This window comes from Escherichia sp. 93.1518, from assembly GCF_013368915.2.
GTDB lineage: Bacteria > Pseudomonadota > Gammaproteobacteria > Enterobacterales > Enterobacteriaceae > Escherichia > Escherichia ruysiae.
On the sequence record NZ_JABWMT020000005.1, the window covers coordinates 154104 to 179256 of the forward strand.

A 25153-nucleotide genomic window follows, 5' to 3' on the forward strand; every position below is an offset into this window, starting at 1 on the left:
TTTATCTTTCACGCGGCATTTTGCTGTCTTTTTTAGGCTAATCTTACCCGGTGATTTATCGCCAGAGCGGTGATAGCAAGGCAGTGCACCTGCAGCGACCAGATATGCAGAGGGATGGGCAATTTATTCAGTTGCCAAACCCGCTGGAGTATTGAGATAATTTTCAGTCTGACTCTCGCAATATCTTATGAGGTTTCAGTTCATGTCCTGCGGCGCTCTCTGAGCGAAGCGGGTTTATCATTAACGAATAGTCTTAGTAGTACCGAAAAAATGGCAGAGAAACGCAATATCTTTCTGGTTGGGCCTATGGGTGCCGGAAAAAGCACTATTGGGCGCCAGTTAGCTCAACAACTCAATATGGAATTTTACGATTCCGATCAAGAGATTGAGAAACGAACCGGAGCTGATGTGGGCTGGGTTTTCGATTTAGAAGGCGAAGAAGGCTTCCGCGATCGCGAAGAAAAGGTCATCAATGAGTTGACCGAGAAACAGGGTATTGTGCTGGCTACTGGCGGCGGCTCTGTGAAATCCCGCGAAACGCGTAACCGTCTTTCCGCACGTGGCGTTGTCGTTTATCTTGAAACGACCATCGAAAAGCAACTTGCGCGCACGCAGCGTGATAAAAAACGCCCGTTGCTGCACGTTGAAACACCGCCGCGTGAAGTTCTGGAAGCATTGGCTAATGAACGCAATCCGCTGTATGAAGAGATTGCCGACGTGACCATTCGTACTGATGATCAAAGCGCCAAAGTGGTCGCAAACCAGATTATTCACATGCTGGAAAGCAACTAATTCTGGCTTTATATACACTCGTCTGCGGGTACAGTAATTAAGGTGGATGTCGCGTTATGGAGAGGATAGTCGTCACTCTCGGGGAACGTAGTTACCCAATTACCATCGCATCTGGTTTGTTTAACGAACCAGCTTCATTCTTACCGCTGAAATCGGGTGAGCAGGTGATGTTGGTCACCAACGAAACCCTGGCTCCTCTGTATCTCGATAAGGTTCGCGGCGTACTTGAACAGGCGGGTGTTAACGTTGATAGCGTTATCCTTCCTGACGGCGAGCAGTATAAAAGCCTGGCAGTACTCGACACCGTTTTTACGGCGTTGTTGCAAAAGCCGCACGGTCGCGATACGACGCTGGTGGCGCTTGGCGGCGGCGTAGTAGGCGATCTTACCGGTTTTGCAGCGGCGAGCTATCAGCGCGGCGTTCGCTTCATTCAAGTCCCGACGACATTGCTGTCACAGGTAGACTCTTCCGTTGGCGGCAAAACCGCAGTCAACCATCCCCTCGGTAAAAATATGATTGGCGCTTTTTATCAGCCAGCATCAGTGGTGGTGGATCTCGACTGTCTGAAAACGCTTCCCCCGAGAGAGTTAGCTTCGGGGCTGGCGGAAGTCATCAAATACGGCATTATTCTTGACGGTGAGTTTTTCAACTGGCTGGAAGATAATCTGGATGCGCTGCTCAGTCTGGATGGTACGGCAATGGCGTACTGTATTCGTCGTTGTTGTGAGCTGAAAGCAGAAGTTGTTGCCGCTGACGAGCGCGAATCCGGCTTACGTGCTTTACTGAATCTGGGACATACCTTTGGTCATGCTATTGAAGCGGAAATGGGGTATGGCAATTGGTTGCACGGTGAAGCGGTCGCGGCGGGTATGGTGATGGCAGCGCGGACGTCGGAACGTCTCGGGCAGTTTAGTTCTGCCGAAACGCAGCGTATTATTACCCTGCTTACGCGGGCTGGATTACCGGTTAATGGGCCGCGCGAAATGTCCGCGCAGGCGTATTTACCGCATATGCTGCGTGACAAGAAAGTCCTTGCGGGAGAGATGCGCTTAATTCTTCCGCTGGCAATTGGTAAGAGTGAAGTTCGCGGCGGTGTATCGCACGAGCTTGTTCTTAACGCTATTGCCGATTGTCAATCAGCGTAACAACAAGAAAGGTCAGGCCGCTTATCAAGTGGTCTATTAGCTTCAGGTTAATTGCAACGTAGTAAGCATTAACCTTTTAGTGGGGTGTTAAATGGATGAATTCAAACCAGAAGACGAGCTGAAACCCGATCCCAGCGATCGTCGTACTGGTCGTTCTCGTCAACCTTCTGAGCGTTCAGAACGTACTGAACGTGGCGAACCGCAGATCAATTTTGATGATATCGAACTTGATGAAACTGACGATCGCCGTCCGACTCGTGCGCAAAAAGAGCGCAATGAGGAACCGGAAATCGAAGAAGAAATTGATGATTCCGAAGATGAAGCTGTGGATGACGAGCGCGTAGAGCGTCGTCCGCGTAAGCGCAAAAAAGCAGCCAGCAAACCGGCTTCTCGTCAGTATATGATGATGGGCGTCGGTATTCTGGTTCTGCTGCTGTTGATCATCGGTATCGGTTCTGCGCTAAAAGCCCCCTCGACCTCTTCCAGCGATCAAACCGCGTCTGGCGAGAAGAGTATTGATCTTGCTGGCAATGCGGCCGATCAGGCGAATGGTGTGCAACCAGCGCCGGGAACCACGTCTGCGGAAAATACCCAGCAGGATGTTTCTCTGCCGCCGATTTCTTCTACGCCGACTCAGGGGCAAACCCCGGCGGCAACGGATGGTCAACAACGTGTTGAAGTGCAGGGTGACCTGAATAACGCGCTGACCCAGCCGCAAAATCAGCAACAGCTGAACAATGTGGCGGTGAACTCTACGCTGCCGACTGAACCCGCGACTGTAGCGCCAGTTCGTAATGGCAACGCATCGCGTGATACGGCGAAAGCGCAAACCGCTGAACGTCCGACCACCACGCGTCCAGCACGTCAGCAGGCGGTGATTGAGCCGAAAAAACCACAAGCAACTGTGAAAACGGAACCGAAGCCGGTAGCACAGACGCCGAAACGTACTGAACCGGCTGCACCTGTGGCGAGCACGAAGGCACCGGCTGCGACTTCTACGCCAGCCGCAACGCCAGCACCAAAAGAGACGGCGACTACGGCTCCAGTACAGACGGCATCCCCGGCGCAAACCACGGCAACACCAGCCGCTGGAGCGAAGACCGCAGGTAATGTTGGTTCGTTGAAATCGGCACCGTCCAGCCATTACACTCTGCAGCTGAGCAGTTCTTCTAACTACGACAACCTGAACGGTTGGGCGAAGAAAGAGAATCTGAAAAACTACGTTGTCTATGAAACGACGCGTAATGGTCAGCCGTGGTATGTACTGGTTTCTGGCGTGTACGCTTCGAAAGAAGAAGCGAAAAAAGCGGTATCTACATTGCCAGCCGATGTTCAGGCCAAAAACCCGTGGGCGAAACCGCTGCGTCAGGTACAGGCCGATCTGAAGTAATCAAGGTTATCTCCCGCAATGGTTTATCGTTGCGGGAGTTGCCTGAAGCGCTGGATGCTGTCGGAGCTTTCTCCACAGCCGGAGAAGGTGTAATTAGTTAGTCAGCATGAAGAAAAATCGCGCTTTTTTGAAGTGGGCAGGGGGCAAATATCCCCTGCTTGATGATATTAAACGGCATTTGCCTAAGGGTGAATGTCTGGTTGAACCTTTTGTGGGTGCCGGGTCGGTGTTTCTCAACACCGACTTTTCTCGTTATATCCTTGCCGATATCAATAGCGACCTGATCAGTCTCTACAACATTGTGAAGATGCGTACTGATGAGTACGTGCAGGCTGCCCGCGAGCTGTTTGTTCCTGAGACAAATTGCGCCGAGGTTTACTATCAGTTCCGCGAAGAGTTCAATAAAAGCCAGGATCCGTTCCGCCGGGCGGTACTGTTTTTATATTTGAACCGCTACGGTTACAACGGTCTGTGTCGTTACAATCTGCGCGGCGAGTTTAACGTGCCGTTTGGTCGCTACAAAAAACCCTATTTCCCGGAAGCTGAGTTGTATCACTTTGCTGAAAAAGCGCAGAATGCCTTTTTCTATTGTGAGTCTTACGCCGATAGCATGGCGCGCGCAGATGATGCATCCGTCGTCTATTGCGATCCGCCTTATGCACCGCTATCCGCGACCGCCAACTTTACGGCGTATCACACAAACAGTTTTACTCTTGAACAACAAGCGCATCTGGCGGAGATCGCCGAAGGTCTGGTTAACCGTCAGATCCCGGTACTGATTTCTAACCATGATACGGCGCTAACGCGCGAGTGGTATCAGCGCGCAAAATTGCATGTCGTCAAAGTTCGACGCAGTATAAGCAGCAACGGCGGCACACGTAAAAAGGTGGACGAACTGCTGGCTTTGTACAAACCAGGAGTCGTTTCACCCGCAAAAAAATAATTCTCAAGGAGAAGCGGATGAAACAGTATTTGATTGCCCCCTCAATTCTGTCGGCTGATTTTGCCCGCCTGGGTGAAGATACCGCAAAGGCCCTGGCAGCTGGCGCTGATGTCGTGCATTTTGACGTCATGGATAACCACTATGTTCCCAACCTGACGATTGGACCAATGGTGCTGAAATCCTTGCGTAATTACGGCATTACCGCCCCTATCGACGTACATCTGATGGTGAAACCCGTCGATCGCATTGTGCCGGATTTCGCTGCCGCAGGTGCCAGCATCATTACCTTTCATCCTGAAGCCTCCGAGCATGTTGACCGCACGCTGCAACTGATTAAAGAAAATGGCTGTAAAGCGGGGCTGGTATTTAACCCGGCAACACCGCTGAGCTATCTGGATTACGTGATGGATAAGCTGGATGTGATCCTGCTGATGTCCGTCAATCCTGGTTTCGGCGGTCAGTCTTTCATTCCTCAAACACTGGATAAACTGCGCGAAGTACGTCGTCGTATCGACGAGTCTGGCTTCGACATTCGACTGGAAGTGGACGGTGGCGTGAAGGTGAACAACATTGGCGAAATCGCTGCGGCGGGCGCGGATATGTTCGTCGCCGGTTCGGCAATCTTCGACCAGCCAGACTACAAAAAAGTCATTGATGAAATGCGCAGTGAACTGGCAAAGGTAAGTCATGAATAAGTTTGAAGATATTCGCGGCGTCGCTTTTGATCTTGATGGTACGCTGGTCGACAGTGCTCCTGGTCTTGCTGCTGCGGTAGATATGGCGCTGTATGCGCTGGAGTTGCCCGTCGCAGGTGAAGAACGCGTTATTACCTGGATTGGTAACGGCGCAGATGTTCTGATGGAGCGCGCATTGACCTGGGCGCGTCAGGAACGTGCGACTCAGCGTAAAACAATGGGTAAACCGCCCGTTGATGACGACATTCCGGCAGAAGAACAGGTACGTATTCTGCGTAAACTGTTCGATCGCTACTATGGCGAGGTTGCCGAAGAGGGGACGTTTTTGTTCCCACACGTTGCCGATACGTTGGGCGCGTTGCAGGCTAAAGGCCTGCCGCTAGGCCTGGTCACCAACAAACCAACGCCGTTCGTCGCGCCGCTGCTGGAAGCCTTAGATATCGCAAAATACTTTAGCGTGGTTATCGGCGGTGATGATGTGCAAAACAAAAAACCACACCCGGACCCGCTGCTACTGGTGGCTGAACGGATGGGGATTGCCCCGCAACAGATGCTATTTGTCGGCGATTCTCGCAATGATATTCAGGCAGCAAAAGCAGCCGGTTGCCCTTCAGTTGGCTTAACCTACGGATATAACTACGGCGAGGCTATCGATCTCAGCCAGCCTGATGTAATTTATCACTCTATAAATGACCTTCTGCCCGCATTAGGGCTTCCGCAAAGCGAAAATCAGGAATCGAAAAATGACTAAGCCCATCGTTTTTAGTGGCGCACAGCCTTCAGGTGAATTGACCATTGGTAACTACATGGGTGCGCTGCGTCAGTGGGTAAACATGCAGGATGATTACCATTGTATTTACTGCATCGTTGACCAACACGCCATCACCGTACGCCAGGATGCGCAGAAGCTGCGTAAAGCAACGCTGGATACACTGGCGTTGTACCTGGCTTGCGGTATCGATCCTGAGAAAAGCACTATTTTTGTTCAGTCCCACGTGCCGGAACATGCGCAGTTAGGCTGGGCACTGAACTGCTATACCTACTTCGGCGAACTGAGCCGCATGACGCAGTTTAAAGATAAATCTGCGCGTTATGCCGAGAACATTAACGCTGGTCTGTTTGACTATCCGGTGCTGATGGCTGCGGACATCCTGCTGTATCAAACCAATCTGGTGCCGGTCGGCGAAGACCAGAAACAGCACCTGGAACTGAGCCGCGATATCGCCCAGCGTTTCAACGCGCTGTATGGCGATATCTTTAAAGTACCGGAGCCGTTTATTCCGAAATCTGGCGCGCGCGTAATGTCGCTGCTGGAGCCGACCAAGAAGATGTCCAAGTCTGACGATAACCGCAATAACGTTATCGGTCTGCTGGAAGATCCGAAATCGGTAGTGAAGAAAATCAAACGTGCGGTCACTGACTCCGACGAGCCGCCGGTAGTTCGCTACGACGTGCAGAACAAGGCGGGCGTTTCTAACCTGCTGGATATCCTTTCTGCGGTAACGGGTCAAAGCATCCCGGAACTGGAAAAACAGTTCGAAGGCAAGATGTATGGTCACCTGAAAGGCGAAGTAGCTGAAGCGGTTTCCGGTATGCTGACTGAATTGCAGGAACGCTATCACCGTTTCCGCAATGACGAAGCCTTCCTGCAACAGGTGATGAAAGACGGCGCAGAAAAAGCCAGCGCACACGCTTCCCGTACACTGAAAGCGGTTTACGAAGCGATTGGTTTTGTGGCGAAGCCGTAATTCACTATTGATACCAAAAACCGGGGAAACCCGGTTTTTTTACGTCCTTATTTGCAATAACCCCAAAAAATGTGAAGCATCTCGCCGTTTCCACATCTCTTTGTTGCGCCTTATCTTCATTTTCATGAAGATATAAATATTCATTTTATTGAAAATTTATTATGCGTCGAACGTTTATCAAAAAAGAAGGCGTCGTCATCACGACGCTGGCTCGTTATTTGTTAGGTGAAAAGTGTGGTAATCGCCTGAAAACCATAGATGAACTGGCAACTGAATGCCGTTCGTCCGTCGGCCTGACGCAGGCCGCGTTAAAAAATCTGGAGTCAAGCGGCGCGATTCGGATTGAACGTCGCGGGCGCAATGGCAGTTATCTGGTAGAGATGGATAACAAAGCACTGTTGACCCATGTTGATATCAATAATGTGGTATGTGCGATGCCCTTGCCCTATACCCGCTTGTACGAAGGTTTAGCGAGCGGGTTAAAAGCTCAGTTTGATGGCATTCCTTTTTACTATGCGCATATGCGTGGTGCGGATATTCGCGTGGAGTGTTTGCTTAACGGTGTCTATGACATGGCCGTAGTTTCGCGACTGGCGGCGGAAAGTTATCTCACGCAAAAAGGCTTATGTCTTGCGCTGGAGTTGGGGCCGCATACCTACGTTGGCGAGCACCAGTTGATTTGCCGTAAAGGGGAGTCAGGTAACGTGAAGCGCGTGGGGCTGGATAACCGTTCGGCAGATCAGAAGATCATGACCGATGTCTTTTTTGGCAGTAGCGATGTGGAGCGAGTCGATCTCTCTTATCACGAGAGTTTACAACGCATTGTTAAAGGCGATGTCGATGCGGTTATCTGGAATGTGGTAGCGGAAAGCGAACTGGCCATGCAGGGATTAGAAGCGACGCCGCTAACAGACGATCCGCGATTTTTACAGGCTACTGAAGCCGTGGTTTTGACGCGAGCCGATGATTACCCGATGCAACAATTGCTGCGTGCGGTTGTTGATAAACACGCCCTGCTTGCCCATCAACAGCGAGTGGTCAGTGGGGAACAGGAACCCAGTTATTAAACGAAAGGCATCTAAAATGGAAACCAGACTCAACCTGCTTTGCGATGCAGGGGTCATCGATAAGGACATCTGCAAAGGCATGATGCAGGTCGTCAAAGTACTGGAAACAGAATGCCATCTACCAGTGCGCAGTGAGCAGGGGATGATGGCAATGATACATATGGCGAGTGCGCTGATGCGCAGTCGTCGCGGCGAACAGATCCAGCCACTGGATGACGAATTGCTGGCTGAACTGGCGCAATGTAGCCACTGGCCAGCGATCATGCAGTTGCACCAGGTGTTATTGCAGGGATTCGCGCTGGAAGTTAACCCGTGTGAAGAAGGCTATTTGCTGGCCAACCTTTATGGATTATGGATGGCCGCTAACGAAGAGGTCTGAAGCCCACAACAAATCCACGTCGCATAACTTAAATATTCAAAAAAATGAATATTTGATTCAAGGTACAGAGGTGAGGCAACAAGATGTTTGTAGAAGCATTGAAACGCCAGAACCCGGCACTGATTTCTGCCGCACTAAACCTGTGGCAGCAGGGCAAGATAGCCCCGGACAGTTGGGTTGTCGACGTGGATCAGGTACTGGAAAACGGTAAGCGGCTGATTGAGACGGCGCGGCTTTACGGTATTGAGCTGTATCTGATGACCAAACAGTTCGGTCGCAATCCGTGGCTGGCGGAAAAACTGCTGGCGCTGGGCTACAGCGGCATTGTGGCGGTGGATTACAAAGAGGCGCGAGTGATGCGCCGCGCAGGTTTGCCGGTGGCGCATCAGGGGCATCTGGTGCAAATCCCTTGTCACCAGATCGCTGATGCCGTTGAACAGGGCACCGACGTCATCACCGTGTTTACCCTTACCAAAGCACAGGAGGTTTCTGCGGCAGCGGTGAAAGCGGGGCGGATTCAGTCTGTGCTGCTCAAAGTTTATAGCGACGATGATTTTCTTTATCCGGGGCAGGAGAGCGGTTTTGCTCAACATTCGTTGCAGGAAATTGTCGCTGAAATCCAAAAACTGCCAGGAGTCCATTTAGCGGGACTTACCCATTTCCCTTGCCTGCTATGGAATGAGGGCGTTGGGAAAGTTTTGCCGACGCCGAACCTCCAGACGTTGGTCAATGCCCGCAACCAACTGGCGGAATCTGGTGTTGCTGTTGAGCAATTAAACGCGCCTTCAGCGACCAGCTGTACTTCGCTGCCATTGCTGGCGGAATACGGTGTTACTCATGCCGAACCCGGTCATGCGCTGACGGGCACTATTCCGGCAAACCAACAGGGCGACCAGCCTGAACGCGTAGCCATGCTCTGGTTAAGCGAAATATCCCATCATTTTCGTGGTGATAGCTATTGCTACGGCGGCGGCTATTACCGTCGTGGTCATGCGCAACATGCGCTGGTGTTTACACCAGAAAATCAAAGTATTACTGAAACATATCTCAAAACTGTGGATGACAGCAGCATCGACTACACCTTGCCTTTGGCGGGAGAGTTTCCGGTGAGTAGCGCGGTGGTGCTCTGTTTTCGTACACAAATTTTTGTTACCCGCAGTGATGTCGTGCTGGTGTCCGGTATTCAGCACAGAGCGCCGGAAATCGTAGGCCGTTATGACAGCCTCGGCAACCTTCTGGAGGCGTAAATGGCGCGATTTGTGGTGTTAGTGATTGATAGCTTCGGCGTGGGAGCAATGAAGGATGTCACGTTGGTGCGTCCGCAGGATGCCGGGGCGAATACCTGTGGTCACATCCTGAGCCAGCTGCCGCATTTGCAGCTACCAATGCTGGAGAAAATGGGGCTAATCAACGCATTAGGTTATGCGCCGGGAGATATGCAGCCGTCAGACTCCGCAACCTGGGGCGTGGCAGAGCTGCAACATGAAGGTGGCGATACCTTTATGGGGCATCAGGAAATTTTAGGCACGCGCCCGTTACCGCCGCTGCGGATGCCCTTTCGCGATGTGATTGACCGTGTTGAGCAGGCATTAGTATCCGCCGGTTGGCAGGTGGAGCGCCGTGGCGATGATCTGCAATTTCTGTGGGTCAATCAGGCGGTTGCGATTGGCGATAATCTCGAGGCGGATTTAGGCCAGGTCTATAACATCACCGCCAACCTCTCTGTGATCTCTTTTGACGACGCAATCAAAATTGGTCGTATCGTGCGTGAGCAGGTACAGGTCGGTCGGGTCATTACATTTGGCGGCCTGTTAACCGACAGTCAACGCATTATCGATGCCGCAGAAAGCAAAGAAGGGCGCTTTATTGGTATCAATGCGCCGCGCTCTGGCGCTTATGACAACGGCTTCCAGGTCGTGCATATGGGCTACGGCGTCGATGAGAAAGTACAAGTGCCGCAAAAACTGTATGAAGCGGGCGTGCCAACCGTGCTGGTGGGTAAGGTGGCAGATATCGTCAGCAATCCTTATGGCGTGAGCTGGCAAAACCTGGTGGATAGCCAGCGGATTATGGATATCACCCTCGACGAATTTAACACGCATCCGACGGCGTTTATTTGCACCAATATCCAGGAAACCGACCTCGCTGGTCATGCAGAAGACGTCGCACGTTATGCCGAACGTTTGCAGGTCGTTGACCGTAACCTTGCCCGGCTTATTGAGGCGATGCAGCCAGATGATTGCCTGGTCGTAATGGCGGATCACGGTAACGATCCGACCATTGGTCACAGCCACCATACCCGTGAAGTGGTGCCAGTGCTGGTTTATCAGCAAGGGCTGGTCCACACGCAACTCGGTGTGCGCACCACGCTTTCTGATGTGGGGGCTACCGTGTGTGAATTTTTCCGTGCGCCACCGCCACAAAATGGTCGCTCTTTTCTTTCCTCCCTCCGGTTTGCAGGAGACACCCTATGAGTTTTGATCCGACGGGTTACACCCTGGCCCATGAGCATCTGCATATTGATCTATCCGGCTTTAAAAACAACCTGGATTGCCGCCTTGATCAGTATGGGTTCATTTGTCAGGAGATGAACGACCTGATGGCGCAAGGTGTGCGTAATGTGATTGAGATGACCAACCGTTACATGGGGCGCAATGCGCAATTTATGCTCGATGTAATGCGCGAGACGGGGATCAACGTGGTGGCCTGTACCGGTTATTACCAGGACGCGTTTTTCCCGGAACATGTGGCGACCCGCAGCGTGCAGGAACTGGCGCAGGAGATGGTCGATGAAATTGAGCAGGGTATCGATGGCACGGAGCTGAAAGCCGGGATCATCGCGGAGATTGGTTCCAGCGAAGGAAAGATTACGCCGCTGGAAGAGAAAGTGTTTATTGCCGCCGCGTTGGCACATAACCAGACCGGATGCCCGATCTCCACGCATACGTCATTTAGCACGATGGGGCTGGAACAACTGGCTCTGCTGCAAGCCCACGGAGTTGATCTTTCGCGCGTTACTGTCGGGCACTGCGATCTGAAAGACAACCTCGACAATATTTTGAAGATGATCGAACTCGGCGCGTATGTGCAGTTCGACACCATTGGTAAGAACAGTTACTACCCGGACGAAAAGCGCATTGCGATGCTTCATGCACTACGCGACCGTGGATTACTGAACTGCGTCATGCTGTCGATGGATATTACGCGTCGCTCCCATTTAAAAGCCAACGGTGGTTATGGCTATGACTATTTATTTACCACCTTTATTCCACAACTGCGCCAGTCAGGATTCAGCCAGGCCGATGTGGATGTGATGTTACGTGAAAATCCCTCTCAATTTTTCCAATAAGGACAGACTCATGAAAAAGATTGGCGTTGCAGGCTTACAGCGTGAGCAGATTAAAAAAACCATTGAAACGACGGCTCCAGGCTGTTTTGAAGTTTTCATTCACAACGACATGGAAGCAGCGATGAAAGTGAAATCCGGGCAACTGGATTACTACATCGGTGCGTGTAATACCGGTGCAGGTGCGGCATTGTCGATTGCCATTGCGGTGATTGGTTATAACAAAAGCTGCACTATTGCCAAGCCGGGCATCAAAGCGAAAGACGAGCATATCGCTAAAATGATCGCCGAAGGAAAGGTGGCGTTTGGCCTTTCCGTTGAGCACGTCGAACATGCGATTCCGATGCTGATTAACCATCTGAAATAAAAGGCACGACTATGGATCTGTATATCCAGATTATCCTGGTGGCGTGCCTGACCGGTATGACATCGCTTCTGGCGCATCGCTCGGCGGCTGTTTTTCATGACGGCATCCGCCCGATCCTGCCGCAACTGATTGAAGGCTATATGAACCGTCGCGAGGCGGGGAGTATCGCTTTCGGTCTGAGCATCGGTTTTGTGGCCTCGGTGGGGATCTCTTTTACCCTGAAAACCGGCCTGCTCAATGCATGGCTGCTTTTTCTTCCTACCGATATCCTCGGTGTACTGGCGATAAACAGCCTGATGGCGTTTGGTCTTGGCGCGATCTGGGGCGTACTGATCCTCACCTGCCTGTTGCCGGTAAACCAGTTGCTGACCGCACTGCCGGTGGATGTATTAGGCAGTCTGGGGGAATTAAGCTCGCCGGTGGTTTCAGCTTTTGCACTGTTCCCTCTGGTGGCGATTTTCTACCAGTTTGGCTGGAAGCAAAGCCTGATCGCCGCCGTGGTTGTGCTGATGACCCGTGTGGTGGTAGTGCGCTATTTCCCGCATCTCAATCCGGAATCCATCGAAATCTTTATTGGCATGGTGATGCTGCTGGGGATCGCGATAACTCACGACCTGCGTCATCGTGATGAAAATGACATCGATGCCAGCGGGCTTTCGGTGTTTGAAGAACGCACGTCGCGGATTATCAAAAACTTACCGTATATCGCCATCGTGGGAGCATTGATTGCCGCCGTTGCCAGTATGAAGATTTTCGCCGGCAGTGAAGTGTCGATCTTCACTCTGGAGAAAGCATATTCCGCAGGCGTGACGCCGGAACAATCGCAAACGCTGATCAACCAGGCGGCACTGGCAGAATTTATGCGCGGACTGGGTTTTGTACCGTTGATTGCCACCACGGCGTTAGCAACGGGTGTGTATGCAGTTGCGGGCTTTACCTTTGTTTATGCGGTGGGCTATCTCTCGCCGAATCCGATGATTGCGGCGGTATTAGGCGCCGTGGTTATTTCGGCGGAAGTCCTGTTACTTCGTTCGATCGGCAAATGGCTGGGACGCTACCCGTCAGTGCGTAATGCGTCGGATAACATCCGTAACGCCATGAATATGCTGATGGAAGTGGCGCTGCTGGTCGGCTCGATTTTCGCGGCAATAAAAATGGCAGGCTATACCGGATTCTCCATTGCGGTTGCCATTTACTTCCTCAACGAATCTCTCGGTCGTCCGGTACAAAAAATGGCGGCGCCGGTCGTGGCAGTAATGATCACCGGTATCCTGCTGAATGTTCTTTACTGGCTTGGCTTGTTTGTTCCGGCTTAAGGAAGGCACTTATGAAGACGTTTCCTCTGAAAAGTCTGACCATTGCTGAAGCGCAGCAGAAGCAGTTTGCGCTGGTGGATAGCATTTGTCGCCATTTTCCTGGTAGCGAATTTCTTACCTGCGGTGATTTGGGATTAACGCCGGGGCTGAATCAGCCCCGCATTACCCAGCGTGTGGAGCTGGTGCTGGCTGATGCGTTTCACGCGCCAGCGGCGGTGCTGGTGCAAGGCGCTGGCACAGGAGCGATTCGTGCCGGGCTGGCGGCTTTGCTTAAACCAGGGCAGCGTCTTCTGGTGCATGATGCGCCCGTTTATCCGACGACACGCGTCATCATTGAACAGATGGGGCTGACGCTTATTACTGTTGATTTCAATGATCTGTCGGCACTTAAGCAGGTCGTAGACGAGCAACAACCTGATGTGGCGCTGGTGCAGCATACGCGCCAGCAGCCGCAGGATCGCTACATTCTGGCGGATGTGCTGGCAACGTTGCGCTCGGCTGGCGTTCCTGCGTTAACCGATGATAACTATGCGGTAATGAAGGTAGCGCGAATCGGGTGCGAATGCGGGGCGAATGTCTCGACATTTTCCTGCTTCAAGCTGTTTGGGCCAGAGGGTGTTGGCGCGGTGGTAGGCGATGCCGACGTTATTAACCGTATTCGCGCCACGCTTTACTCCGGTGGCAGCCAGATTCAGGGCGCTCAGGCGCTGGAAGTCTTGCGTGGGCTGGTTTTCGCGCCGGTGATGCATGCGGTGCAGGCGGGGGTATCTGAACGGTTGCTGGCTTTACTTAACGGCGGCGCGGTGCCGGAAGTTAAAAGTGCCGTCATTGCCAATGCGCAGTCGAAAGTGTTGATTGTGGAGTTTCATCAGCCAATTGCCACCAGAGTGCTGGAAGAAGCGCAGAAACGCGGTGCGTTGCCTTACCCGGTGGGCGCGGAGTCGAAATATGAGATCCCGCCGCTCTTTTATCGCCTTTCCGGAACGTTTCGCCAGGCGAATCCGCAATTAGAACATTGTGCGATTCGCATTAATCCGAATCGTAGTGGTGAAGAGACGGTGCTGCGGATTTTGCGTGAGAGTATTGCCAGCGTTTAATGTTGTGAACGATATTTTCAAAGGCAAGGTAAAAACAAATACGCCCTCTGATGAAAACAGAGGGCGTCAGACAATTAAACCGGTATTAACCGATTTATGTTAAGAGATTACTGTGCAGTCGGACCGCAGCCACCAATGATTTTAGAAATAGAAATTGCCGGGTGCAGCAGGTAATCGTAAGAGCAGTTCTTGTTACGGTTTTCAATATGACCAGTACATGCAGTTAATGTAGCCAGTACTGCACCTACCAGTGTTACTTTAATAAATTTATTCATTTTCATTCCCTATGTAAAATATATCGAGTAATATTCATTAATTATGTGAATATAAGCAAGCTGCTCGTTAGAAACAATACAGGAATATCTATTACACGTCAGTGTGTGGACTATTAATATTTCGATTATATTTGTAAGCCACTGTAACTGTGGGTGGTTGTTAAAAAACAAATTGGTTAAAAAGTTGTTTTATGTCTGCTGAAGATAAAAATTAATATGATGATTATTGTGAATAAAAAAAGGTCGGAAATATCCGACCTTGATTAAAATTTTATTTAATTAATGGTTTGAGAACCAGTTTAATTTGTCGCGCAGACCAACGACCCGGCCAATAATAATCAAAGACGGACTGTTCATTTGCTGCGCCAACTCGCCCAACTGTGCGAGCGTACCGTCAATCACGCGTTGCGTTACTGCCGTACCGTTTTCGACAATCGCTACTGGTATTTCGCCTGGCATTCCGTGTTCAATCAATTTTTGCTGAATAGTCGCAGCCTGATTCAGCCCCATATAGAACACCAGCGTCTGTTTTTCTGCTGCCAGGTTTTCCCAGTCCAGCTCACCACCGGTTTTTAAGTGTCCGGTAATTAAGCGTACACTCTGAGCATAATCGCGATGCGTAAGTGGAATACCCGAATAGGCAGAGCAACCGGAAGCTGCGGTAATACCCGGAACCACCGAGAACGGAATGCCCGCGTTGCACAGTGTTTCCAGCTCTTCGCCACCACGTCCGAAAATAAACGGATCGCCGCCTTTCAGACGCACCACGCGTTTGCCTTTTTGCGCTTCCCGTAACAGGATCTGGTTAATCTCTTCTTGCGGTACGCAGTGGTATCCCGCGCGTTTGCCAACGAAAACACGGTCAGCATCGCGGCGTACCAGATTCATAATATCGTCAGAAACCAGACGGTCGTAGACCACCACATCAGCCTGCTGAATTTGTTGCAGACCTTTCAGCGTCAGTAGCCCGGCATCGCCAGGGCCGGCGCCAACCAGCACCACTTCACCGCGATGGTCGAGCGGCTCGTTGATTAACTGTTCGGTCGTTTCAGTAATGGCTTTCTGATCGTTATTCGCCAGCGACTGCGCCAGGCGGTCGTTAACGAACAATTTTTCCCAGAAACGGCGACGCTCGCCCATCGTGGCGAACTTTTGTTTTACCCGACCGCGTAACTGCCCGGCATATTTCGCTACCTGGCCCAGATGCAACGGCAGCAGTGATTCGAGTTTTTCACGCAGCAGGCGCGCCAGAACCGGAGATGTGCCGCCAGAGGAGACCGCTACCATTAGCGGTGAGCGGTCAATAATCGACGGCATAATGAAGCTGGCTGCTTTTGGCGCATCGACCACGTTACAGAAGATGCGGCGAGATTCAGCGGCTTCGCTGACGCGCTGGTTAAGCGCGTCATCATCCGTCGCGGCAATCGCCAGCCAGCAGGTGTCGAGAAGGCTTTCATCAAATGGCCCTTCGACGAGGGTTAACATGCCTGCATCTGCCCATGCGGTGAACTGTGGAATAAACGCCAATGCATTCACCGTTAAGCGAGCGCCTGCGTCTAACAGCAACCTTGCTTTGCGTTCCGCAACATCACCACCGCCGACAATCAGACAGTCGCGATCGCGTAATTGGCAAAATATAGGCAAATGATCCACGTAAAAACCCCTTACTGATTAACCTGCAGCCGTTTCAGTTTGATTAAATTTGTCCGCAACCGGACGATTCGCTTTCGGCGTAGCATACCAATAACCCAATCCCATGAATACGGCGCCCGATAAAGTATTACCCAGCGTCACCCACAGCAGGTTATGACCAATACCCGCCAGCGTGTAGGCTTCGCTGTGGTTGCCGAACCAGGAGAGCGCGAACAGCGTCATGTTAGCGATGGAGTGCTCATAGCCGGACGCGATAAATGCCAGCAGACACCACCAGATAGCGATAAATTTCGCCGCACCTTCAGTGCGCAGCGCCATCCAGATTGCAAGGCAAACCAGCCAGTTACACAATGCGCCTTTGAAGAACAGTACCATTGCCGGTGCAGTGGTTTTAGCCAGCGCGACGGAGTGAACGATGCTGGTATCTACCGGCAGCAGGCTACCGCCGCCCCAGCTATAAAGCATGGCAACAAAGACGGAACCGGCCAGGTTACCCAGCCAGGTTTGCGGCAGGATTGCCCACATTTGCCCGTGGCTGATAGTGCCCGCTTTCACCCCAAAGGTGAGGAACATGGTGTGTCCGGTGAACAGTTCAGAACCGGCGATAATCACCAGCGTTAAGGCGATACCAAAGGTCGCGCCCATCACCAGAGGACGTATGGACGGATCGAGCAAATTACCGAGCGTGAAAATCAGGATGATCCCAAGACCCACATACGCGCCCGCCATTGCGGAGCTGACCCAGAAGCCGAGCGGGTTATTTGCCGACAGGCGTGCAATGCGCGCAGCGTTAGCCGCACACTTATTAATAGTGTCTGTAAACATTTGATTATCCTTTAAAAAATAAAAACAAAAAATAAAACAAAAAGTTTAAAAAATGTCCTGCAATATACCGAAGGTTATTACAGGACCATGCAAAAAGGGGAGGCATTGCGCCTCCCGTTAAAACATTAACCGCGCAGTTGTACCACGCCGTCTTTCACTCGCGCTTCGTAATGCTTGACGGAAAACTGTTCGTCTTCCATGCACAAACCGTCGCTTAAGCGAAAACGCTGTTTTTTCAGTGGACTGGCAACCCACAGCTCGCCCTGGTGTTCCGCAATCAGCCCGCGTGACAGCACGCTGGATTCGAAGAACGGATCGATGTTGCTGATCGCAAACACCTGGTCGCTGTGATACGGGCGGAAAATGGCTACCTGCTCGTCACCTAACAGCGCGCAGACGCCGGTTTCAGGCAGGATGTCATCGATTTTGCAGATGTCTTTCCACTGGCTCATGCGTTGTCCTCCACCAGAGTTACCGGGATACGTTCATACGGCGTTGCCGGACGGTGCTGTTCGCGCTCTGGCACCATCTGCACGTTCGGGTCACGCTTATCGCTGTTGATGAAGTGTTTGAAGCGAGTCTGCGCAGACGGCGTATTGACCGTTTCAGTCCACTCACACACTACCGCTTCACGCAGGCGCGCCATCTCTTCTTCCAGATGTGCATTCAGCCCCAGTTTGTCGTCAATGATCACCGCTTTCAGGTAATCAATACCGCCTTCGAGGTTTTCTAACCACGGCGCGGTACGCGTCAGTTTGTCGGCGGTGCGGATGTAGAACATCATGAAACGGTCGAGATATTTGATCAGCGTTTCGCGATCGATATCCGCCGCCAGCAGATCCGCATGACGCGGTTTCATGCCGCCGTTACCGCAAACGTACAGGTTCCAGCCTTTTTCGGTGGCGATGATACCCACGTCTTTACCCTGAGCTTCTGAACATTCACGGGTACAGCCAGAGACACCGAACTTCATTTTGTGCGGAGTACGGATGCCTTTGTAGCGGTTTTCCAGTTCCACGCCGAGACCCACGCTGTCGCCAACGCCGTAGCGGCACCAGGTGCTACCCACGCAGGTTTTCGCCATACGCAGTGCTTTCGCATAGGCATGACCGGTTTCGAAGCCTGCTTCAATCAGCTGACGCCAGATCTCTGGCAGATCGTCTTTCTGTGCGCCAAACATTGCCAGACGCTGGGAGCCGGTGATTTTGGTGTAGAGATTAAATTCACGCGCGATACGACCCACTGCCATCAGTCCTTCCGGGGTGATTTCACCGCCCGGAGAACGCGGGATCACCGAGTAGGTGCCGTCTTTCTGGATGTTAGCGAGGAAGTTGTCGTTAGAATCCTGCAGCGGAGTATGTTCCGGCTTCAGAATGTATTCGTTCCAGCAGGAGGCCAGCAGCGAACCGACGGTCGGTTTACAAACTTCACAACCGTAGCCTTTGCCGTGTTTAGCCAGCAGTTCTTCGAAGGTTTTGATGCCTTCAACGCGGATCAAATGGAACAGTTCCTGACGCGAATAAGCAAAGTGTTCGCACAGGTTGTTGTTAACTTCGATACCCTGTTTCGCCAGTTCCGCGTTCAGTACCTGAGTGACCAGTGGGATACAGCCGCCGCAGCCAGTACCGGCTTTGGTTTCAGCTTTCAACGCCGCAACGGTGTGGCAGCCTTTGTTGATGGCAGCAATCAAATCGCCTTTGGTGACGTCGAAGCAGGAACAGATTTGCGCGCTGTCCGGCAGTTTATCAACACCGATAGACGGCTTACCGCTACCAGAGTGCGCTGGCAGGATCAGGGAGTCTGGGTTTTCTGGCAGTTCGATAGCGTTCAGCACCAGTTGTAGCAGGTTACCGTAGTCGCTGGTATCGCCCACCAGTACCGCACCGAGCAGGGTTTTGTTGTCTTCGCTGACAACCAGGCGTTTGTAGATCTCTTTGCTTTCGTCGAGGTAAACATAGCTACGAGCGCCTGGTGTACGACCATGCGCATCGCCAATACCGCCAACGTCCACGCCCAGCAGTTTCAGCTTGGCGCTAAGGTCAGCGCCTTCAAAGGCGTTTTCGCTACCGAGAATGTGGTCGACGGCGACCTGCGCCATTTTGTAGCCTGGTGCGACCAGACCAAATACACGGTTGTTCCAGCTTGCGCATTCACCGATGGCGTAGATATCCGGATCGGAAGTCTGGCAGGAATCATTGATTACGATACCCCCACGCGGAGCAACGTCCAGACCACACTGAGTTGCCAGTTTATCGCGCGGACGGATACCGGTAGAGAAGACGATAAAGTCAACTTCCAGCTCGCTACCGTCGGCAAAACGCATAGTTTTACGCGCTTCAACACCTTCCTGCACAATCTCAAGGGTATTTTTGCTGGTGTGAACGCGCACGCCCATGCTTTCGATTTTGCGACGTAGCTGCTCGCCGCCCATCTGATCAAGCTGTTCCGCCATCAGCATCGGGGCAAATTCGATAACGTGGGTTTCAATGCCTAAGTTTTTCAGTGCGCCAGCGGCTTCCAGACCTAACAGGCCTCCGCCAACAACGGCACCGCGCTTGCTGCGACGGGCGCAGGATTCAATCGCGTTGAGGTCTTCAATGGTGCGATAAACAAAGCAGTCCTGAGTATCAGAACCTTTGATCGGCGGGATCCACGGGTAGGAACCGGTCGCCATGATCAGCTTGTCATAATAAACGGTACGCCCGGCGCTGGAGTGGATCACCTTTTCCTGACGGTTGATGGTGATAGCGCGTTCGCCGACCAGAACTTTGATGCCGTGTTTCTCGTAAAAGCCTTCGCGCACCAGCGACAGCTCTTCGGCGGTGTGGTGAGAGAAGTAAGACGAGAGGTGTACGCGGTCATAAGCGATGCGCGGTTCTTCACAGAAAACGGTAATATCAAAGTTGGCCGCATCAGATTTATCAAGAAGATCTTCGATAAAGCGATGGCCGACCATACCGTTACCGATAATTGCGAGTCTGACTTTGCTCATTTTTGCCTCGATTTCTTTTCTATTACCGCCTACCTTAACGATTCAGCAACCCCACTTATTGATGCAAATCAAATTCACCTTTATATACTCCTTAAGAGGTATATTGCTGATTTGTATAAATATTCTTAAGTCACGGAATTGTCTGACATTTCATGTTTGTGCAAAAAACAGACAAAATGAAAGCGTTTATAGAGATGAAGGCACGTTGCGGGAGATGAGAGGAAAAGCCGGACGACGAAAGTGCCGCCCGGCATTGGTAATTAATGAGAGGTCAGGGTGTTGTGCTGACGGTGACGGCTGACAAAGCCTAACAGGAAGCACATCACGAATACCACAGCGTACAGACCGTTTGCAGTGAGCAGCGCCGCCTGTGGACCGCTATGCTCTACGATCGGACCAGTAACCACAAAGGTCAGCATGGTGCCGATTGTTCCACAGGTGAGTACGAAGTTAACCAGTTTTGGCGACGGTACTTTTGTCTGCTGGGAACCCAGAGTGATGATGGTGGTATAGATTGCGCTGGAGAAGAAGCCCAGAGCAAGAATAGACCACGCCATATGCGCTGGTGTTCCGGTGTTAAAGACATACATCAGAATCGCAGCCAGGCCTGCCAGCACGGTCAGAATACGTTGCAGGTCAAAGAAACGCAGAATAAAGCTGAACGCCCACATGCCGACCATGTACGACATCCAGAAGTTGCTCACCAGCGTACCCGCATCGTTCAGGCTCATGCCCAGACCTTTGGCGTACTCTGGCACCCAGGAGATAAAACCTAACTGACCGAGGATGTAGCACAGCGCAGCAATCGAGAGAAACAGCACGCCGATCCCCCACTTTTCTTTCGCTACCGGAGCGTCAGCTTTTGGCGCATGTTTGCCCAGCGCCGGGAACTCACAGCCGAAGGTCAGAATAAAAATAGCGACGTACACAAGCCCGATGCAGGCATAAACCCAGTACCACTCAATGCTGCGCGCCAGCAGAAATGCGGCGATCATCGGGAAAATCATCCCTGCCATACTGAAGAAGGAGTCGGTAAACAGCAGACGGGAACCGCGCTGGCGCCCTTCATACATTTGCGTTACCAGGAATGTACCAATCGACATGGTGATGCCGCTGACCACCCCAAGGATGAACATCGCCGCCGAGAACAGCGCCAGGCTGTGGCTGAACATCAAACCGGCAACCGCCAGCACCATCAGGAGAAAGCCAAAACGTAACTGCGTTTTCAGCGGGACAATTTCCATCAGCCAGGCGTTGAGGAAGATAGAGATTAAAATGCCGGCATTGAGGAAGGTGAAGGTGTTACTCATACTGGAAACAGGCAGATTGAAATAATCGGCGATATTTCCCATCACCATCCCGGTGACAATAACCAACGCACCGGTCAGTGCGTAGGAAAGAAAGCTAATCCATGTGAGCTTGATGCGATTGCTGTTAGTCATGATTGGCCTGCGTTAAAAGATAAAATGGCATAGTGGATATGCTGCGAGCGGGGGATTTTAGGTGATCTTGTGATCTGATTAAATATTTAATTGCAAACGGTTGCTAATTTGCAATATTTAAAGTGATTCTGATCACAAAATAAAAGTGATCATCAGGTTACATATATTTCAAGTACGTAAAATTAGGTAAAGGAATGGCCTTGTCATTGAAGGCTATTTAGAATCTCTCCACTTGCTTTTTTTCTGCTCTGTTAAGGAAATCTCATGTTCAAATCGACCCTGGCAGCTTTCGTAGCTGTTTTCGCTCTTTCTGCTCTCTCACCCGTAGCAATGGCAGCGAAAGGGGACCCGCACGTATTGTTAACAACCTCTGCTGGTAATATCGAACTGGAGCTGGATAGCCAGAAAGCACCGGTATCAGTGCAAAACTTTGTCGATTATGTGAACAGTGGTTTTTATAACAACACCACCTTTCACCGCGTTATCCCTGGCTTTATGATTCAGGGCGGTGGATTTACCGAGCAGATGCAGCAGAAAAAACCAAATCCGCCAATCAAAAATGAAGCTGATAACGGTCTGCGCAATACGCGCGGCACTATTGCTATGGCGCGTACTGCGGACAAAGACAGCGCAACCAGTCAGTTCTTTATCAACGTGGCCGACAATGCCTTCCTCGACCACGGTCAGCGTGATTTCGGCTACGCCGTCTTTGGTAAAGTGGTGAAAGGTATGGACGTTGCCGATAAGATTTCCCAGGTGCCGACTCATGACGTTGGTCCATACCAGAATGTGCCGTCAAAGCCAGTAGTTATCCTTTCTGCTAAAGTCCTGCCGTAACGATTTCTCGCGCGGGCAATCTTGCCCGCGCATCTGCTCTTCCGGCGTAACCCGGATTTGCCGCTTATACTTGTGGCAAACGGACACGTTCAGGGAGGCATTAAGTGAAGAAACTCACCGATAAGCAAAAGTCCCGCCTCTGGGAGCTTCAGCGTAATCGTAATTTTCAGGCCAGCCGTCGTCTCGAAGGTGTTGAGATCCCTTTGGTGACACTGACTGCCGCTGAGGCTTTGGTGCGCCTTGAAGAGCTAAGGAGGCACTATGAGCGATAAATTCGGCGAAGGGCGCGACCCGTATCTCTATCCTGGCCTCGATATCATGCGTAATCGGCTGGATATCCGCCAACAGCAGCGGCTGGAGCAGGCGGCTTACGAAATGACGGCGCTGCGTGCCGCGACCATTGAACTTGGTCCATTGGTGCGTGGTTTACCGCATTTGCGTGCTATTCATCGCCAGCTGTATCAGGATATTTTCGACTGGGCGGGGCAACTGCGTGAAGTCGATATTTATCAGGGGGATACACCGTTCTGCCACTTTGCCTATATTGAAAAAGAGGGCAATGCCCTGATGCAGGATCTGGAGGAAGAAGGTTATCTGGTCGGTCTTGAGAAAGCGAAGTTCGTCGAGCGGCTGGCGCACTACTATTGTGAAATCAATGTCCTGCATCCCTTCCGTGCAGGAAGTGGTCTGGCACAGCGGATCTTCTTCGAGCAACTGGCGATTCATGCGGGTTATCAACTGAGCTGGCAGGGTATCGAAAAAGAGACCTGGAATCAGGCTAATCAGAGTGGGGCTATGGGCGATCTCTCTGCGCTGCAGACGATATTTAGCAAAGTGGTAAGCGAAGCCGGGGAATCTGAGTAAAATAGCGCGGTTCTTTCGTACCGGAGCCGCCATGATCCTGCTTATTGATAACTACGATTCTTTCACCTGGAACCTCTACCAGTACTTTTGTGAACTGGGGGCGGATGTGCTGGTTAAGCGCAACGATGCGTTGACGCTGGCGGATATCGACGCCCTAAAGCCGCAGAAAATTGTCATCTCGCCAGGCCCCTGTACGCCCGATGAAGCTGGGATCTCCCTTGAGGCTATTCGCCACTACGCCGGGCGCTTGCCGATTCTTGGCGTCTGCCTCGGTCATCAGGCAATGGCACAGGCATTTGGCGGCAAAGTTGTGCGCGCCGCAAAGGTTATGCACGGCAAAACCTCGCCGATTACACATAACGGTGAGGGCGTATTTCGGGGGCTGGCAAATCCACTTACCGTGACACGCTACCATTCGCTGGTGGTGGAACCTGGCTCATTACCAGCGTGTTTTGAAGTGACTGCCAGGAGTGAAACCCGCGAGATTATGGGGATTCGCCATCGCCAGTGGGATCTGGAAGGGGTGCAGTTCCATCCGGAAAGTATTCTCAGCGAACAAGGGCATCAACTGCTGGCTAATTTCCTGCATCGCTGATTTCTGATTGCCATTTAGTGATTTTTTATGCATATTTTGTGATTATAATTTCACATTAGTTTATGCGTAACAGGGTGATCATGAGATGGCAACTGAACAAACAGCAATTACACGCGCGACTTTCGATGAAGTGATCCTGCCGATTTATGCACCGGCAGAGTTTATTCCGGTAAAAGGTCAGGGCAGCCGAGTCTGGGATCAACAGGGCAAGGAGTACGTCGATTTCGCGGGTGGCATTGCGGTTACGGCATTAGGCCATTGCCATCCGGCGCTGGTGGAAGCGTTAAAAACCCAGGGGGAAACGCTATGGCATATCAGCAATGTTTTCACCAATGAACCGGCGCTGCGTCTCGGGCGTAAGCTGATCGAGGCAACCTTTGCCGAACGCGTGGTGTTTATGAACTCCGGGACGGAAGCCAACGAAACCGCCTTTAAACTGGCGCGGCATTACGCCTGCGTGCGCCATAGCCCCTTCAAAACCAAAATTATTGCCTTCCATAACGCCTTTCATGGACGCTCGCTGTTTACCGTCTCGGTGGGCGGGCAGCCGAAATATTCCGACGGCTTTGGGCCAAAACCGGCAGACATCATTCACGTTCCCTTTAACGATCTCCACGCAGTGAAAGCAGTGATGGATGATCACACCTGCGCGGTAGTGGTTGAGCCGATTCAGGGCGAGGGCGGCGTGACGGCGGCGACGCCAGAGTTTTTGCGGGGCTTGCGTGAGCTGTGCGATCAGCATCAGGCATTATTGGTGTTTGATGAAGTGCAGTGCGGGATGGGGCGCACCGGCGATCTGTTTGCCTATATGCACTACGGCGTGACGCCGGATATTTTGACCTCAGCGAAAGCGTTAGGCGGCGGCTTCCCGATTAGCGCCATGCTGACCACGGCGGAGATTGCTTCTGCGTTTCATCCTGGTTCTCACGGTTCCACTTACGGCGGTAACCCACTGGCCTGTGCGGTTGCGGGCGCGGCCTTTGATATCATCAATACCTCTGAAGTGCTGGAAGGCATTCAGGCGAAACGCCAGCGTTTTGTTGATCATTTGCAGAAGATAGATCAGCAGTACGATGTGTTTGGCGATATTCGCGGTATGGGGTTGTTGATTGGCGCCGAGCTTAAGTCACAGTATAAAGGTCGGGCGCGCGATTTCCTTTATGCGGGCGCAGAGGCTGGCGTAATGGTGCTGAACGCCGGGACAGATGTGATGCGTTTTGCACCATCGCTGGTGGTGGAAGATGCGGATATCGATGAAGGGATGCAGCGTTTTGCCCGCGCGGTGGCGAAGGTGGTTGGGGCGTAATAAGACGTGTCATCGTCGCATCAGGCAAAGCATGTCGGATGCGGCGTAAACGCCTTATCCGACCTACAGTTTGCTTCTG

Annotated in this window: 26 protein-coding genes; 20 read left to right on the plus strand and 6 right to left on the minus strand. The window is 51.9% G+C overall.

All coding sequences use genetic code 11. From position 1 onward, the window contains the following. The first annotated feature begins 270 nt into the window (after positions 1 to 270). The 15 genes from aroK (at position 271) to HEN21_RS05780 (ending at position 14285) form a co-directional block, all read left to right on the plus strand. Positions 271 to 792, plus strand: a complete 522-nt coding sequence (gene aroK / locus HEN21_RS05710) for a shikimate kinase AroK (protein WP_000818618.1) — start codon at positions 271 to 273, stop codon at positions 790 to 792. 56 nt (positions 793 to 848) lie between these two features. Continuing rightward, positions 849 to 1937 (plus strand): 3-dehydroquinate synthase, encoded by a 1089-nt coding sequence (gene aroB, locus HEN21_RS05715; RefSeq protein ID WP_016159530.1) that lies wholly within the window; start codon positions 849 to 851, stop codon positions 1935 to 1937. Positions 1938 to 2028: 91 nt separating this feature from the next. Continuing rightward, a complete protein-coding gene (gene damX / locus HEN21_RS05720) occupies positions 2029 to 3327 on the plus strand; it encodes a cell division protein DamX (RefSeq protein ID WP_000343127.1) in 1299 nt (432 codons plus the stop codon). A 106-nt stretch (positions 3328 to 3433) separates the two neighbouring features. After that, positions 3434 to 4270 (plus strand): adenine-specific DNA-methyltransferase, encoded by an 837-nt coding sequence (gene dam, locus HEN21_RS05725; protein WP_000742146.1) that lies wholly within the window; start codon positions 3434 to 3436, stop codon positions 4268 to 4270. A gap of 17 nt (positions 4271 to 4287) precedes the next feature. Beyond that, entirely contained in the window at positions 4288 to 4965 is a 678-nt protein-coding gene (rpe, locus tag HEN21_RS05730; protein ID WP_000816280.1) for a ribulose-phosphate 3-epimerase, read from the plus strand. Then, positions 4958 to 5716 (plus strand): phosphoglycolate phosphatase, encoded by a 759-nt coding sequence (gene gph, locus HEN21_RS05735; protein ID WP_176251751.1) that lies wholly within the window; start codon positions 4958 to 4960, stop codon positions 5714 to 5716. Before rpe ends, gph begins: the two co-directional genes overlap by 8 nt. After that, positions 5709 to 6713 (plus strand): tryptophan--tRNA ligase, encoded by a 1005-nt coding sequence (gene trpS / locus HEN21_RS05740; RefSeq protein WP_000165546.1) that lies wholly within the window; start codon positions 5709 to 5711, stop codon positions 6711 to 6713. Before gph ends, trpS begins: the two co-directional genes overlap by 8 nt. 161 nt (positions 6714 to 6874) lie before the next feature. Then, complete coding sequence (gene yhfZ / locus HEN21_RS05745; protein WP_001254800.1) at positions 6875 to 7780, plus strand: GntR family transcriptional regulator YhfZ; 906 nt, start codon at positions 6875 to 6877, stop codon at positions 7778 to 7780. Between the two features lie 16 nt (positions 7781 to 7796). Then, the gene (locus HEN21_RS05750) at positions 7797 to 8159 is read left to right on the plus strand and encodes a hypothetical protein (protein ID WP_010349551.1); all 363 of its coding nucleotides are present in this window, start codon (positions 7797 to 7799) and stop codon (positions 8157 to 8159) included. An 83-nt stretch (positions 8160 to 8242) separates the two neighbouring features. Beyond that, complete coding sequence (locus HEN21_RS05755) at positions 8243 to 9406, plus strand: YhfX family PLP-dependent enzyme (RefSeq protein WP_176251752.1); 1164 nt, start codon at positions 8243 to 8245, stop codon at positions 9404 to 9406. After that, a complete protein-coding gene (locus HEN21_RS05760) occupies positions 9407 to 10633 on the plus strand; it encodes a phosphopentomutase (protein WP_000090585.1) in 1227 nt (408 codons plus the stop codon). Next, positions 10630 to 11508, plus strand: coding sequence for a phosphotriesterase-related protein (locus HEN21_RS05765; protein ID WP_176251753.1), 879 nt, complete (start codon positions 10630 to 10632; stop codon positions 11506 to 11508). Before HEN21_RS05760 ends, HEN21_RS05765 begins: the two co-directional genes overlap by 4 nt. A 10-nt stretch (positions 11509 to 11518) precedes the next feature. Next, positions 11519 to 11872 carry a DUF2620 domain-containing protein gene (locus HEN21_RS05770; RefSeq protein WP_010349555.1) on the plus strand — a complete coding sequence of 118 codons (354 nt, stop codon included), beginning with the start codon at positions 11519 to 11521 and terminating at the stop codon, positions 11870 to 11872. Between the two features lie 11 nt (positions 11873 to 11883). Then, positions 11884 to 13188 (plus strand): YhfT family protein, encoded by a 1305-nt coding sequence (locus HEN21_RS05775; protein WP_105287215.1) that lies wholly within the window; start codon positions 11884 to 11886, stop codon positions 13186 to 13188. An 11-nt stretch (positions 13189 to 13199) separates the two neighbouring features. Beyond that, the gene (locus HEN21_RS05780) at positions 13200 to 14285 is read left to right on the plus strand and encodes an aminotransferase class I/II-fold pyridoxal phosphate-dependent enzyme (RefSeq protein ID WP_176251754.1); all 1086 of its coding nucleotides are present in this window, start codon (positions 13200 to 13202) and stop codon (positions 14283 to 14285) included. 107 nt (positions 14286 to 14392) lie between these two features. Here HEN21_RS05780 and HEN21_RS05785 read toward each other — a convergent pair whose 3' ends face one another. The 6 genes from HEN21_RS05785 to tsgA all read right to left on the minus strand — a co-directional run bounded on the left by HEN21_RS05785 (position 14393) and on the right by tsgA (position 21472). Next, complete coding sequence (locus tag HEN21_RS05785; protein WP_176251755.1) at positions 14393 to 14560, minus strand: YhfL family protein; 168 nt, start codon at positions 14558 to 14560, stop codon at positions 14393 to 14395. A gap of 279 nt (positions 14561 to 14839) precedes the next feature. Further along, positions 14840 to 16213 carry a siroheme synthase CysG gene (cysG, locus tag HEN21_RS05790; protein WP_176251756.1) on the minus strand — a complete coding sequence of 458 codons (1374 nt, stop codon included), beginning with the start codon at positions 16211 to 16213 and terminating at the stop codon, positions 14840 to 14842. An 18-nt stretch (positions 16214 to 16231) separates the two neighbouring features. Continuing rightward, complete coding sequence (gene nirC, locus HEN21_RS05795; RefSeq protein ID WP_176251757.1) at positions 16232 to 17038, minus strand: nitrite transporter NirC; 807 nt, start codon at positions 17036 to 17038, stop codon at positions 16232 to 16234. Positions 17039 to 17163: 125 nt separating this feature from the next. After that, positions 17164 to 17490, minus strand: a complete 327-nt coding sequence (nirD, locus tag HEN21_RS05800; RefSeq protein ID WP_000084764.1) for a nitrite reductase small subunit NirD — start codon at positions 17488 to 17490, stop codon at positions 17164 to 17166. Next, positions 17487 to 20030, minus strand: coding sequence for an NADPH-nitrite reductase large subunit (gene nirB, locus HEN21_RS05805; RefSeq protein WP_000049233.1), 2544 nt, complete (start codon positions 20028 to 20030; stop codon positions 17487 to 17489). Before nirB ends, nirD begins: the two co-directional genes overlap by 4 nt. A 260-nt stretch (positions 20031 to 20290) precedes the next feature. After that, positions 20291 to 21472: an MFS transporter TsgA gene (gene tsgA, locus HEN21_RS05810; RefSeq protein ID WP_000185241.1), complete on the minus strand. Its 1182-nt coding sequence runs from the start codon at positions 21470 to 21472 to the stop codon at positions 20291 to 20293. 264 nt (positions 21473 to 21736) lie between these two features. Between tsgA and ppiA the strand changes: the two genes are divergently transcribed. The 5 genes from ppiA (at position 21737) to argD (ending at position 25074) form a co-directional block, all read left to right on the plus strand. Beyond that, complete coding sequence (ppiA, locus tag HEN21_RS05815; RefSeq protein WP_000477213.1) at positions 21737 to 22309, plus strand: peptidylprolyl isomerase A; 573 nt, start codon at positions 21737 to 21739, stop codon at positions 22307 to 22309. Positions 22310 to 22413: 104 nt separating this feature from the next. After that, positions 22414 to 22581 carry a YhfG family protein gene (locus HEN21_RS05820; protein ID WP_000736855.1) on the plus strand — a complete coding sequence of 56 codons (168 nt, stop codon included), beginning with the start codon at positions 22414 to 22416 and terminating at the stop codon, positions 22579 to 22581. Beyond that, complete coding sequence (locus HEN21_RS05825) at positions 22571 to 23173, plus strand: putative adenosine monophosphate-protein transferase Fic (RefSeq protein WP_001280620.1); 603 nt, start codon at positions 22571 to 22573, stop codon at positions 23171 to 23173. Before HEN21_RS05820 ends, HEN21_RS05825 begins: the two co-directional genes overlap by 11 nt. 31 nt (positions 23174 to 23204) lie before the next feature. Next, a complete protein-coding gene (gene pabA, locus HEN21_RS05830; protein ID WP_176251758.1) occupies positions 23205 to 23768 on the plus strand; it encodes an aminodeoxychorismate synthase component 2 in 564 nt (187 codons plus the stop codon). An 85-nt stretch (positions 23769 to 23853) separates the two neighbouring features. Then, positions 23854 to 25074 (plus strand): bifunctional acetylornithine/succinyldiaminopimelate transaminase, encoded by a 1221-nt coding sequence (gene argD / locus HEN21_RS05835; protein ID WP_176251759.1) that lies wholly within the window; start codon positions 23854 to 23856, stop codon positions 25072 to 25074. The last annotated feature ends 79 nt before the right edge of the window (positions 25075 to 25153 follow it).